This window comes from Streptomyces sp. JB150, from assembly GCF_011193355.1.
Taxonomy (GTDB): domain Bacteria; phylum Actinomycetota; class Actinomycetes; order Streptomycetales; family Streptomycetaceae; genus Streptomyces.
In genome coordinates this window covers 5294495-5307136 of record NZ_CP049780.1, presented here as the reverse complement: position 1 = coordinate 5307136, position 12642 = coordinate 5294495, and the positions used below count along the sequence as shown (strand labels likewise).

13 protein-coding genes are annotated in these 12642 nt (G+C 70.3%); 2 read left to right on the top strand and 11 right to left on the bottom strand.

Translation table 11 applies throughout. The annotated features are described in order from the left end of the window. Window positions 1-29: 29 nt before the first annotated feature. Entirely contained in the window at window positions 30-707 is a 678-nt protein-coding gene (locus G7Z13_RS24625; RefSeq protein ID WP_166002412.1) for an N-acetylmuramoyl-L-alanine amidase, read from the top strand. Between the two features lie 268 nt (window positions 708-975). Here G7Z13_RS24625 and G7Z13_RS24620 read toward each other — a convergent pair whose 3' ends face one another. From G7Z13_RS24620 to G7Z13_RS24610, 3 genes are all read right to left on the bottom strand, one after another. Beyond that, complete coding sequence (locus tag G7Z13_RS24620; RefSeq protein WP_166002411.1) at window positions 976-2139, bottom strand: cysteine desulfurase family protein; 1164 nt, start codon at window positions 2137-2139, stop codon at window positions 976-978. 97 nt (window positions 2140-2236) lie between these two features. Beyond that, window positions 2237-2503, bottom strand: coding sequence for a DUF4190 domain-containing protein (locus tag G7Z13_RS24615; protein ID WP_166002410.1), 267 nt, complete (start codon window positions 2501-2503; stop codon window positions 2237-2239). A 92-nt stretch (window positions 2504-2595) separates the two neighbouring features. After that, window positions 2596-2763, bottom strand: coding sequence for a hypothetical protein (locus G7Z13_RS24610; RefSeq protein ID WP_166002409.1), 168 nt, complete (start codon window positions 2761-2763; stop codon window positions 2596-2598). A gap of 113 nt (window positions 2764-2876) precedes the next feature. Between G7Z13_RS24610 and G7Z13_RS24605 the strand changes: the two genes are divergently transcribed. Further along, the gene (locus tag G7Z13_RS24605; protein ID WP_166002408.1) at window positions 2877-3515 is read left to right on the top strand and encodes a TetR family transcriptional regulator; all 639 of its coding nucleotides are present in this window, start codon (window positions 2877-2879) and stop codon (window positions 3513-3515) included. Between the two features lie 11 nt (window positions 3516-3526). Here G7Z13_RS24605 and G7Z13_RS24600 read toward each other — a convergent pair whose 3' ends face one another. The 8 genes from G7Z13_RS24600 to G7Z13_RS24565 all read right to left on the bottom strand — a co-directional run bounded on the left by G7Z13_RS24600 (window position 3527) and on the right by G7Z13_RS24565 (window position 12621). After that, entirely contained in the window at window positions 3527-4531 is a 1005-nt protein-coding gene (locus G7Z13_RS24600) for a YafY family protein (protein WP_166002407.1), read from the bottom strand. A 167-nt stretch (window positions 4532-4698) separates the two neighbouring features. Continuing rightward, a complete protein-coding gene (locus G7Z13_RS24595; RefSeq protein ID WP_166002406.1) occupies window positions 4699-5541 on the bottom strand; it encodes a thioesterase family protein in 843 nt (280 codons plus the stop codon). A gap of 25 nt (window positions 5542-5566) precedes the next feature. Next, window positions 5567-6244 carry a trimeric intracellular cation channel family protein gene (locus G7Z13_RS24590; RefSeq protein WP_166002405.1) on the bottom strand — a complete coding sequence of 226 codons (678 nt, stop codon included), beginning with the start codon at window positions 6242-6244 and terminating at the stop codon, window positions 5567-5569. Window positions 6245-6308: 64 nt separating this feature from the next. Beyond that, window positions 6309-7544: a dipeptide ABC transporter ATP-binding protein gene (locus tag G7Z13_RS24585; protein WP_166002404.1), complete on the bottom strand. Its 1236-nt coding sequence runs from the start codon at window positions 7542-7544 to the stop codon at window positions 6309-6311. Further along, window positions 7541-8641, bottom strand: a complete 1101-nt coding sequence (locus G7Z13_RS24580) for an ABC transporter ATP-binding protein (protein ID WP_166002403.1) — start codon at window positions 8639-8641, stop codon at window positions 7541-7543. The genes G7Z13_RS24585 and G7Z13_RS24580 overlap by 4 nt, the downstream gene beginning before the upstream one ends. After that, on the bottom strand, window positions 8638-9636 hold the full coding sequence (locus G7Z13_RS24575; RefSeq protein ID WP_166002402.1) for an ABC transporter permease: 999 nt from the start codon (window positions 9634-9636) through the stop codon (window positions 8638-8640). Before G7Z13_RS24575 ends, G7Z13_RS24580 begins: the two co-directional genes overlap by 4 nt. 107 nt (window positions 9637-9743) lie before the next feature. Next, window positions 9744-11543, bottom strand: a complete 1800-nt coding sequence (locus G7Z13_RS24570; RefSeq protein ID WP_166002401.1) for an ABC transporter substrate-binding protein — start codon at window positions 11541-11543, stop codon at window positions 9744-9746. A 70-nt stretch (window positions 11544-11613) separates the two neighbouring features. After that, window positions 11614-12621 (bottom strand): ABC transporter permease, encoded by a 1008-nt coding sequence (locus tag G7Z13_RS24565; protein WP_166002400.1) that lies wholly within the window; start codon window positions 12619-12621, stop codon window positions 11614-11616. Window positions 12622-12642 lie beyond the last annotated feature (21 nt).

Sequence of the window (12642 nt, the reverse complement as noted above, 5' to 3'; positions counted from 1 at the left end):
GCGGCCCGCGAGTATCCGTTCTGGCTGACATGGAGCAGACGAGGGACGGCTCACGCCGGCGGATCGGGCGCCGCTCGCTGATCGTGGGCGGCGCGGCGGCCGTGCTCGGCACCGGGGCGGTGCTGGCGCGCGACGAGCTGTCGCGGCTGTGGTGGCAGGTGCCGGGCGTGCGCAAGCCCCGCGAGGAGGGCGCGGTCGACTACCGGGGCGCACGGTGGGTGGCGGCCTCCTCGGCCAACTTCCGGTGGGCGGACCGGCCCGACGACTACGCGATAGACATGGTGATCGTCCATGTCACGCAGGGCAGCTTCGACAGCGCGGTGAAGGTCTTCCAGGACCCCGGTCACGGCGCGGCGTCGCACTACATCGTGGGGCAGGACGGCCGGATCGCGCAGATGATCCGCGAGCTGGACGTGGCGTACCACGCGGGCAACCGGGAGTACAACGAGCGCAGCATCGGCATCGAGCACGCGGGCTTCGTCGACCGCCCGCAGGACCTCACGGACGCGATGTACGCCGCGTCGGCCCGGCTGACGGCGGGAATCTGCCGGCGGTACGGCATCCCGGTGGACCGGGAGCACATCATCGGGCACGTGGAGGTGCCGGGCACGGACCACACCGATCCGGGGCCGCACTGGGACTGGGAGCGGTATCTGAGGCTGGTGCGGCAGGCGGTGTCCGCGGCGGCGTCACCCGGACCGGCCTAGCCGAAAAAAGCGGCATTCGACCGGTTACATCCCAGCCTGGGCGTCCTATCCTGGGAGCAGGCCTACGGGACGAGTGAGGGAGTCCGGACCGGAGTCGCCGACTGTGGCGAGACGCTGACGCCTCCGCCATGGCCGACGTCGACGGACGGGCTGAGAGGCCGGAAGGTCGCAAGACCGGAAGGCGACCCCCAGCCACCTGATCCGGGCAATACCGGCGAAGGGAACCCGTCTCGTAGGTCCTTTTTCGTGCCCCGAGAACCCCGGCGCGCTACGTCAGCCCCGCCGCGCGCGCCCGCTCCACCGCCGGCCCGATCGCCTTGGCGACCGCCTCCACGTCGGCCGCGGTGGACGTGTGGCCGAGCGAGAAGCGCAGGGTGCCGCGGGCCAGGTCCGGGTCGGTGCCGGTGGCGAGCAGGACATGGCTGGGCTGGGCGACGCCGGCGGTGCAGGCGGATCCGGTGGAGCACTCGATGCCCTGCGCGTCGAGGAGCAGCAGCAGGGAGTCGCCCTCGCAGCCGGGGAAGGTGAAGTGGGCGTTGGCCGGGAGCCGGTCGACCGGGTCGCCGCCGAGGATCGCGTCCGGGACCGCCGCACGGACCGCCGTGACCAGGTCGTCGCGCAGGGCGCCGATCTCGCGGGCGAAGCGCTCGCGGTGCTCGGCGGCGTGCCGGGCGGCGACGGCGAAGGAGGCGATGGCGGGGACGTCGAGGGTGCCGGAGCGCACGTGCCGTTCCTGGCCGCCGCCGTGCAGCACCGGTACGGGACTGTGCTCGCGGCCCAGCAGCAGCGCGCCGATGCCGTACGGGCCGCCGATCTTGTGGCCGGACACGGTCATCGCGGCGAGGCCCGAGGTGCCGAAGTCGACCGGGAGCTGGCCGACCGCCTGGACCGCGTCGGCGTGCAGCGGGACGCCGAACTCGGCCGCGACGGCGGCGAGTTCGCGCACCGGCAGGACGGTGCCGATCTCGTTGTTGGCCCACATCACGGTGGCGAGGGCGACGTCGTCCGGGTCGCGGGCGATGGCCTCGCGCAGCGCGTCGGGGTGGACCCGGCCGTAGGCGTCGACGGGCAGGTACTCGACCACGGCGCCCTCGTGTTCGCCGAGCCAGTGGACCGCGTCGAGGACCGCGTGGTGCTCGACCGGGCTGGCGAGGACGCGGGTGCGGCGGTCGTCGGCGGCGCGCCGGGACCAGTACAGGCCCTTGACGGCGAGGTTGTCCGCCTCGGTGCCGCCGGAGGTGAAGACCACCTCGCTGGGGCGGGCGCCCAGGGCCTCGGCGAGGGTCTCGCGGGCTTCCTCGACGGTGCGGCGGGCCCGTCTGCCGGACGCGTGCAGGGAGGAGGCGTTGCCCGTGACGCCCAGATGGGCGGTCAGTGCCTCTGCCGCCTCCGGGAGCATCGGGGTGGTCGCGGCGTGGTCGAGGTATGCCATGGTGAGCCCGATTCTACGGCGCGCTCCCCCGCGCCCCTCGGCGCCCGGTCGGCGGGCGGGCCCGCGAGCCCGCCCGGCAGTCCCCTCGGCGGCTCGCTCAGAAGCTCCACGAGACGGTGTTGTCGGCCTGCACGAAGGCGAGCAGCACCACCAGGTCGGCGACGCCCAGCCCGAGGCCGAGCAGGGCGCGGCCGCGGCGCCGCGTGCCGCGCCACAGGGCGATCCCCGCCAAGGTGATGGCGACGGGCCCCAGGAAGATGTTGAAGACGAGCAGTCCGAGCAGTCCGAGGACGAAGGACGCGACGGCCATGCCGTCGGTGTCGCGGATGCCGGTGCGACGGGTTGCCGGTGCGGTGAGATGCATGTCGGTCAGCTCCCGACGGTCGGTTGATCCGGTCAGTGGGACCGAGCGCGGCTCGGTGGGACCGAGCGCGACTCGGCGGGACTGAGCGGGGCTCAGTGGGACGGTGTGCCCCGGCGGCGGGCGTGGCGCTCGCGGACGGCGAAGACGCCGAGCCAGACGGCGATGACCGCGCCCATCGCGACGGAGAAGGTGAGCGGCGCGTGGGCGACGGTGCCCAGGACCACGCCCAGCAGGAGCAGGGCCGCGACGAGGAAGAGCATGAGGGTTCCCCCCTCTCTCGGTGAACGATCGCGAGTACAACTGTTCACTGACTACCCAGTCTAACCCGCTTCATCTCTTCCCCCTTATGGAGAACAGTTGTTAACTGCATGGCATGAGTCACACCCTCGGTATCCGGCAGGCCCAGAAGCAGAAGACCCGGCAGGCGCTCCTCGACGCGGCGTTGCGGCTGCTGGAGGAGCAGAGCCTGAGCAGCCTGGGCCTGCGTGAGGTCACCCGCGCCGTCGGTGTCGCCCCGACCGCCTTCTACCGGCACTTCCGCTCCACGGCGGACCTCGGCGTGACCCTGGTCGAGGAGGCGCTGGGCAGCCTGCACCCGATGATCCGGACGACGGTGTCCGCGGTGGACGACCACGACGAACGCGCCACGCGCGCCGTCGAACTGATCGCCCGTCATGTGGACGCGTACCCCGCGCACGTGAGGTTCATCGCCCGCGAGCGCCACGGCGGGGTGCAGCCGGTGCGCGAGGCGATCCGGGAGCAACTGGCCCGGTTCACCGAGGAGGTGAGGACCGAGCTGGCCAAGGACCGGGAGTCGGAGGGCTGGAGCGACGACGACCTGCTGATGCTCGCCGGTCTCTACGTCGACCAGATGCTCGTCACCGCCTCGCAGTTCCTGGAGACCCTGGACGCCCCGGAGGAGGAGCGCCGGCGCGTCACCCGGCTCGCCATCCGCCGGCTCCGGCTGATCGGCCTCGGCCGCGCGCACTGGCGGGACGGAACCGCCCCGTGACGGCCGCCGGTTCAGTCCCCGTACAGCGCGGTCACGGCCGCCGCCGCCCGCGCGATTTCCGCGCGCACCTCGGGCGGTGACACGACCTCCACCCGGTCGGCGAACTGGAGCAGCACGCGGGTCTCGCCGAGGACGCCGAACGCCAGCCGTACGGTGACCCAGTCGCCGTCCTCGGATCGCCCCTGGTTCTCGGGGTCCTCGCATTCCTCCTTGCTCTCGGGGTCCTCGGGTCGCTCGACGAGCCAGGGCGCGGTGATGCGCAGGAAGAGGCCGAGGCGGTCGCGGCGGACCCTGGCGGTGACCTCCAGGCCGCCCGGCCGCTCCTCGACCCGCCGGCGCAACTCTTCCCACAGGTCGGTCAGTCCGACGCCCGCGCGACGCCGGACCGGGTCGTCGAGAACCTGCGCGGACCGCACCCGGTCGGCGCGGAACAGCCGCGGCCGTCCCCGCCGGTCGGCGACGAGGTACCAGACGCCCGCCTTGGCGACCAGGCCGTACGGGTCGACGGTGTAGGTGCGCGGCGTACCGGTGCCGCCGTGCCGGTAGCGCAGCCGCAGCCGGCGGTCGGCGAAGACCGCGTCCCGCAGCACGTCGAGATCGGCGGCGGGGCCCGGGCCGCCCTTCCAGCGGGTGGCGTCGACGAGGACGCGGCGGGAGATGACGTCGGCGGCCGGGCGGTGCGGGGCGGGCAGGGCGGCCATCACCTTGCGCAGGGCGGAGCCGAGGGCGGCGTCCAGGCCGAGGGCCGCGTGGGCGCCCTGTGCGGCGAGGACGAACAGGGCGCGGGACTCGTCCGCGGTGAGTCCGGTGACGTCGGTGCGGAAGCCGGCGAGCAGTTCGATGCCGCCGTGGCGGCCGCGTTCGGCGTAGACCGGGACGCCGGCGGCGGACAGGGACTCGATGTCCCGGTAGATGGTGCGGACGGAGACTTCGAGCCGTTCGGCGAGTTCGGTGGCGGTGACGCGGCCGCGGGTCTGCAGCAGGAGGAGGATGGAGAGGAGGCGGTCCGACTTCACGGAGTCAGGGTAGGGGTGGGTCCCAAGCGCCTACTGGGTTTGACTCTGCGGTTCGTCGGCGGGTGCGGGTCGTGGGGGCTGGTCGCGCGGTTCCCCGCGCCCCTGAAGGCCTTGCCGTCACCGAGAGCCCTGCAAGTCCCCGGAGGTCCGTACCCCGGAAGGGCCCCCTACAGCCGGACCCTCGCCAGTTGGCGGGACTGGGCCACCAGGCGGTCGGCGCTGTCCCAGACCTCCGCGTCCTCCTCCAGGAAGCCGCCCGCGAGATTGCGGGTGGTGATGGAGACGCGCAGCGGTCCCGGAGCCGGGCGGCAGCGGACGTGGACGGTGAGTTCGACCGTGGGCACCCAGCCGGAGAGGCCCAGTTCGAAGGCGGTGGGCGGCAGCGCGTCCACCGCGAGCAGCAGGGAGAGCGGGTCGGCGTCGCGCCCGTCCTTGAGGCCGAACCAGGCCCGCATCTCGCCCTTGCCGGAGGGCGCGCCGAGCGCCCAGCCGAGGGTGGCGGGGTCCAGCTTGAGCATCAGCCGGTCGGTGATGGCGGAGCTGCCGGGCACGGGGGCGGGCGCGTCGTCGGGGCCGAAGCACTGCTCGATCGGCGGGATCGCGGGCGGCTTCGCCGTCGTACGGACGTCGTCGGGGAGGGTGTCCAGGTCGCCGTAGGAGGCGAGGACGCGGATCCGCTCGACCTCGTCGCCCTGCTCGTCGTACTGGAAGAGGGAGGCCTGGCCGGTGGAGAGGGTGCGGCCGGTGCGGACCACGTCGGTGCGGACGACCGCGGGGCCCGGCTGGGAGGCGGTCAGGTAGTGCGCGGAGATGGTGAACGGGTCCGGGTGCGGCAGGGCGTCGGCGAGCGCGCGGCCCAGGACGGCCAGCAGATAGCCGCCGTTGACGGCGCTGATGATGGTCCAGCCGGCGGAGAGGTCGATGTCGTAGACGCCGTCCGCGCGGCGGGTGACGGCCGTGTCGCGGTCGAACTCGCTGTCACCGATCGTCGCCTGGGATGCCTGAGCCATGGCGGTACGGTACAACAAGAAACTACTAAGCGGTAGCTTTTGAGGGGTCCTCTTCCCGGACCGTGGACCGCCGGTTCCACGCCCGCGGCGCGCGCCAGTTGAAGCGCATCGCGAGCAGCCGCAGCGCGAAGGCGGTGACGACGGCGGCCCCGGAGGTCACCGTGGTCAGCGCGTCGAAGCGGATGCACAGCGCCACCATCGTGGCGCCCACCATCGCGGGCACCGCGTACAGGTCCCGGTCCCAGCGCAGCAGCGAGGGCACCTCGTTGGCGAGCACGTCGCGCAGCACACCGCCGCCGACCGCGGTGGCGAGGCCGAGGGTCGCGGAGGCGGTCAGGCCGAGACCGTACTCGTAGGCCTTTATCGTCCCGGAGACGCAGAACAGGCCGAGCCCGGCGGCGTCGAAGACGTTCACCCCGGTCTGGATGCGCTCGACCTGCGGGTGGAGGAAGAAGACGAGCAGCGCGGCGAGCAGCGGGGTGAGGAAGTACCCCAGGTCCGTGAAGGCGGCCGGCGGTACGGCGCCGATGATCAGGTCACGGAAGAGCCCGCCGCCCAGCGCGGTGACCTCGGCGAGGACGGCGATGCCGAAGACGTCGAAGTTCTTGCGGACGGCCAGCAGCGCGCCGGAGATCGCGAAGACGAAGATGCCGACCAGATCCAGGGTGTGCTGGACGGACGGGGTGAACAGTTGCTGGAGCACCCGAACATTCTGACGCGTCAAGGGGGGTGCACCTGGCAAACGCAGGCGTACCCCCCTTGATCATTTACTTCTCTTCGGTGGAGGCCCCGTCGTCGGACGCCTTCGCGACGTCCTTCTCGACGGCCTTCCCGGCGTCCTTCGCAACGGCCTTCTTCACCGCCGCCGACGTCTCCGCCGACTCCTCCAGCACCGCGTCCGGCACCAGCTCGCCCGCCTCCTTGGCGGCGCTCAGCAGGACCGTGTCCTGCGGGGCCTGGTCCTCGAAGTTCTCCGGGTGGTGGCAGGCGACCCGCTGGCCGGGGCGCAGCTCCAGCAGCGGCGGCTCGGTCGTCTTGCAGATCTCCGTCGCCTTCCAGCACCGGGTGTGGAACCGGCAGCCGCTCGGCGGGGAGATCGGCGAGGGCACGTCGCCCTTGAGCAGGATCCGCTCGCTCTTGGCGTTCTTGCGCTTCGGGTCCGGGATCGGCACCGCTGACATCAGCGCCTTGGTGTACGGGTGCATCGGCGTCTTGTAGAGCAGGTCACGGTCGGCCAGCTCCACGATCTTGCCGAGGTACATCACCGCTATCCGGTCCGAGACGTGCCGGACCACCGAGAGGTCGTGCGCGATGATCACGTACGTCAGGCCCAGCTCCTGCTGGAGGTCGTCCAGCAGGTTCACCACCTGCGCCTGGATCGACACGTCCAGCGCGGAGACCGGCTCGTCGGCCACGACCAGCTTCGGGTTCAGCGCGAGCGCGCGGGCGATGCCGATGCGCTGGCGCTGACCGCCGGAGAACTCGTGCGGGTAGCGGTTGTAGTGCTCGGGGTTGAGCCCGACCACCGACAGCAGCCGCTGCACCTCCTTCTTGATGCCGCCCTCGGGCTCGACGCCCTGGAGCCGGAAGGGGGCGCCGATGATCGTGCCGATGGTGTGGCGCGGGTTCAGCGACGAGTACGGGTCCTGGAAGATCATCTGCACATCGCGGCGCAGCGGACGCATGCCCGCCACCCCGAGGTGCGTGATGTCCTTGCCCTCGAACTCGACCGTGCCGCCGGTCGGCTCCAGCAGCCGGGTGATCAGCCGGCCCATCGTCGACTTGCCGCAGCCGGACTCGCCGACGACGCCCAGGGTCTCGCCCCGGCGCACCTCGAAGTCGATGCCGTCGACCGCGTGGACCGCGCCGACCTGCCGCTTCAGCAGCCCCTTCTTGATCGGGAAGTGCTTCTGCAGGCCGGTGACCTTGAGCAGCACGTCACCGTCGGCCTCCCCGCCGGACGCGCTCTGCGCGGGGATCGTCACTGCTTTCTCGTCGCTCACAGCTTCGGCGCAATCTCTTCGGTCCAGATACGCTCCCGCTGCTCCTGCGTCATGTGGCAGGCGGCCCAGTGCCGGCTGCCGACCTCGGTCAGCTCCGGGCGGACCGTGCGGGTGACGTTGTCCTTCGGCAGGTCCGCGTACGGGCAGCGCGGGTTGAAGGCGCAGCCGGACGGGACGTTGATGAGGGAGGGCGGGGAGCCCTTGACCGGGATCAGCCGTTCCTGCTGGTCGCGGTCGAGGCGCGGCATCGAGCCGAGCAGACCCCAGGTGTAGGGGTGGCGGGGCTCGTAGAACACCTTCTCGGCGGGGCCGCGCTCGACGCACCGGCCGCCGTACATCACCAGGAGGTCGTCGGCCAGCTCGGCGACGACGCCCAGGTCGTGGGTGATGACGATGACCGCCGAGCCGAACTCCTTCTGCAGATCCCGGATCAGGTCGAGGATCTGCGCCTGGACGGTGACGTCCAGGGCGGTGGTCGGCTCGTCCGCGATGAGCAGTTCGGGATTGTTGACCAGCGACATCGCGATCATCGCGCGCTGGCGCATACCGCCGGAGAACTCGTGCGGGTAGCTGTCGACGCGCTTGTCGGGCTGCGGGATGCCCACCCGGTCCAGCATCTCGACCGCGCGGCGCTTGGCGGTCTTCTTGTCGACGTCGTGGTGGATCCGGTACGCCTCCACGATCTGCTGGCCGATCGTGTAGTACGGGTGCAGCGCGGACAGCGGGTCCTGGAAGATCATCGCCATCTCGCGGCCGCGCATCCGGCGCACGTGGTCCGGGTCCGCCGTCAGCAGCTCGGTGCCGTTGAGCCAGATCTCGCCGGAGATCCGCGGCTTGCGCTTGCCGTAGTTGCCGGCCGTGTGCAGGCCCATGATGCCCAGCGAGGTCACCGACTTGCCGGAGCCGGACTCGCCCACGATACCGAGGGTCTTGCCCTTCTCCAGCTGGAAGCTGAGCCCGTCGACGGACTTCACCAGGCCGTCGTCGGTGGGGAAGTGCACCTTCAGGTCGCGCACTTCGAGGAAGGCGGTCGGGGCGGGGCCGGTGGCGGAAGTGGGCTCGCCCACGGCCGCGCCCGTCTTGCTGAGTTCGGTCATGTGAGCCTCACTCGGGGGTCGATCACGGCGTACAGGACGTCCACCACGAGGTTGGCGATGAGCACCGCGAGAGAAGTGATCAGGGTGACGCCCAGGATGACGGGCAGGTCCTGGTTCTTGATCGCGTTCAGCACGGCCTGGCCGAGGCCGGGCAGCGAGAACGTGGTCTCGGTCAGGATCGCCCCGCCGATGAGGGCGCCCAGGTCCATGCCGAGCATGGTGAGGATGGGCGTCATCGTCGAGCGCATGGCGTGCTTGCGGATGACGACCTGCTCCCGCAGACCCTTGGCGCGCGCCGTGCGGATGTAGTCCTCGCCGAGGATCTCCAGCATGGTGGCGCGGGTGATGCGGGCGTACATCGCCGCGTAGAGGAAGGCGAGGGTGACCCACGGCAGGATCATGCCGCCGAGCCAGCCGGTGAAGCTCTCCTCCAGGGGGACGAACTCACCGTTGATCCAGCCCAGTCCGTAGGAGAAGATCGCGAGGCTGAGCAGACCGGTGAAGTAGATGGGGAGGGAGACACCCGCCAGGGCGACGATCATCGCGCCGCGGTCCCAGAAGCTGCCCCGCTTGAGGGCGGAGAGCACACCCGCGGCCAGGCCGAAGATCAGCCACAGTACGGCCGCTCCGAGCGCCAGGCCCAGGGTCACCGGGAAGCGGTCGGTCAGCACGGGCCAGATGGCCTGTTCGCTGCGGAAGGAGTAGCCGAAGCACGGCGCGGCGCACTGCGTGATGTCACCGCCGCCGGCGTAGGTGCGGCCGACGAAGATGCCCTTGAAGAACTCCCAGACCTGGGAGTAGATCGGGTCGCCGAGGCCCAGCTTCTCCCGCACGCCCTCGACGGCGGCGGGGTCGGCCTGCTTGCCCACGAAGTTCAGGGCGACGTCGACGCCCGCCCACTTGGGGATGAGGAAGAAGATGCTGAAGACCACCACGACGATGACCACGAGCATCACTGCGGCGGCGAACAACCGCCTGATGAGGTAAGCGAGCACAGCTAACGGCCCGCCGCGGACCGCGGGCCGCCGGAGGTCTTCCGGGGCCCGCGGTCACGCCGCGCCGGCCTTCACCTGCCTTTCGTGCCGTACGGCGGGTGTGCCGGTTACTTCGTGTTCTTCAGACCGAGGTTGACGAAGTCGTACTGACCGCTGTACGCGTCGGTGGTGTACACGTTCGCCAGCCGGTCCGAGCGCCAGTTCAGGAACCGCTCGAAGACGAAGGGCAGGTAGTACGCGCCCTCCATCACCTTGTGGTTGATCTGCTTGGCGATCTCGACCTTCTCGGCCTCGTCCAGCGTCTTCGTGTAGTCGGCGAAGAGGCCGTCGATCTCCTTGTCCTCGATCAGCGCGTAGTTGTTGTTGGCGCTCTCGAGGATGTACTTGCTGTGCCACAGCGGCAGACCGAAGCCCTGGACGGACGGGAAGTCCGCGCCCCAGCCCATGATGATGATGCCGTAGCCCTTCTTCTCCACGTTGGAGGGGCTGCCGACCACGCTGGAGTTCTGGGCACCGTCGTACTGGTCGATCTCGACCTGGATGCCGACCTTCTTCAGCGAGGCCTGGAGGGACTCGGCGGTGGCGACCTCGGCGGGCTTGTTGTTGCGGACCGCGATCTTGGTCTTGAAGCCGTTCGGCTTGCCGCAGGCCTTCAGCTCTTCCTTGGCCTTGGCGACGTTGCCCTTCTTGTTCTCACCGGCCATGCCGTACGGGTCGTACTTCTGGCCCTCGCCGCCCGGGATGCCCGGAGGCAGCATGTTGGTGCCGATGTCACCGCCGGCGACGGGGCCGCCGCGCGCGGTCTGCAGCGAGACGTGGTCGGCGCCGTAGAGGACCGCCTTGCGGCAGTGGATGTTGTCGAACGGCTTCACGTTCTGCGCGAGGGCCGCGTACCGGATGTAGCCGGAGACCGGGTTGTCCAGGTTGGCCTTGTGCTCCTTCAGGGCGGTGGCGCGGCCCTGCGGGGAGAGGCTGGTCTGGGCCAGGTCCAGGTCGTAGTCACCGGCGATCAGACGGGCGTCCAGGTCGTTGGCGTTCGAGAAGAACTTGACCGTGATCTTGTCCGGGTAGGCCTTGCGGATCGGGTCCGAGGACTGCTTCCACTCGGGGTTGCGGACCAGCGTCAGGTCCTTGCCCGGGCTGTACGACTCGAACTTGTACGGGCCGGAGGAGAACGGCTTCAGGCCGTACTTGGACTTGGTGTCCTTGTCCTGGCGGACCGGGGAGGCCGAGATGAGCGCCAGCATCTCCTCGAAGTCCGAGTTGGCCTCGGGCAGCTTGAAGACGATGGTCTTGTCGTCCGGGGTCTCGATGGCCTTCAGGCCGAGCTTGTCCTTGGACTTGTCCTTGTACGGGCCCTCGTACTCACCCTTGGGGTCGAGCACCTCCTTGAGGTACGTCGGGCCGCCGGACAGCACGTCCTGCGCCCAGACGCGCTCGATGCCGTACTTGATGTCCTTGGAGGTGATCGGCTTGCCGTCCTCCCAGGTGATGCCGTCACGCAGGGTGTACGTGTAGGTCTTGCCGTCGTCGCTGATCTTGGCGAGACCGGTGGCGAGGTCCGGGGTCAGCTCGGTGCCGGCCTTGCCCGGCTCCGTCTTGTTCGTGACGAGCTGGCGGCTGTAGTAGCGCGCGAAGTTCCACATGAAGCCGTAGTAGCCGCGGGTGGTGTCCCACGAGTCGGCGTCCTGCGGGGCGGCGAACTTCAGGGTGCCGCCCTTCTTCGCCAGGTCGGCCTGGGCGACCTTGTTGTTCGCCGCGTCGAAGCCGGCCGCGCCGTTCTTCGACCCGTTGTTGCTGTCCTTGCCACCGCCGCCGCCGCACGCCGCCGTGGTCAGCAGCGCGGCGACCACCGCGGCAGCGGCCATGGCCTGCTTGCGCCGCCCTGAGGTGCGTTGGGTAGTCACGATCTCGGATCCTCCGGAATTGATGAGAGACCCCGTGCCTTGCGCCACGGGTCGCTTGGGGTACGGCAGGTCAGCGGGAGCCCTTCGGGTCGAGCGCGTCGCGGACGCCGTCGCCGAAGAGGTTGAAGGCAAGAACGGTGATGAAGATCGCCACGCCCGGGATCACCATGTACATGGGGTCCGAGTCGTAGTAGTCGATCGCGTTCGAGAGCATCTGCCCCCAGGACGGCGTCGGCGGCTTGACACCGACGCCCAGGAAGCTGAGCGCCGCCTCGGTGAGGATGTTGGTGGGAATCATCATCGTCGTGTACACGATGATCGGCGCGACCAGGTTGGGCAGCAGCTCCTTGAAGAGGATGTAGAACCGCCCGGCACCCAGCGAGCGGGCCGCCTCGACGTACTCGCGCTCGCGCAGCGAGAGCGTCTGGCCGCGCACCACGCGTCCGATGTAGGGCCAGCCGAAGAAGCCGATGACCAGGATCATCACGAACAGGCGCACGCCGGTGCCGGTCAGGCCCAGCATCTCGCTCGGCATCACCGAGACGAGCGCGATGATGAACAGCAGCTGGGGGAAGGCCAGCAGGCCGTCCATGACCCGGCTGATGACGGTGTCGACCCAGCCGCCGAAGAAGCCGGCGAGGATGCCGAGGACGGTGCCGATGACGACGGCGACGATCGCCGACAGGAAGCCGACGAGCAGCGAGATCTGGGCGCCGTAGACGATACGGGCGAAGATGTCGCGGCCGTTGACCGGCTCGACGCCGAGCCAGTGCTCACCGCTGATGCCGCCGAAGGAGCCGACCGGGGTGCCGAACAGCGGGTCGATGAGGTCCTCGTGGTGGGCCTCGGGGTCCTGTCCGGCGAGTCCGGTGATCACCGGCGCGAGCACGGCGACCAGGATCAGGAACAGCACCACGATGCCGCCCGCGAGGGCCAGTTTGTCGCGCTTCAGCCGTTCCCAGGCGATGCGCCCCAGGGAACGTCCCTGTACGGCCTTCGCCTCGCCGCCGGCCAGCGCCGCTTCCTCGGCCGCACTCGGAGCCGCTTCCGCGGTCGGCTCGTGCAATGGTGCCGTCATCTGGCAGGGACCCCTCTCAAC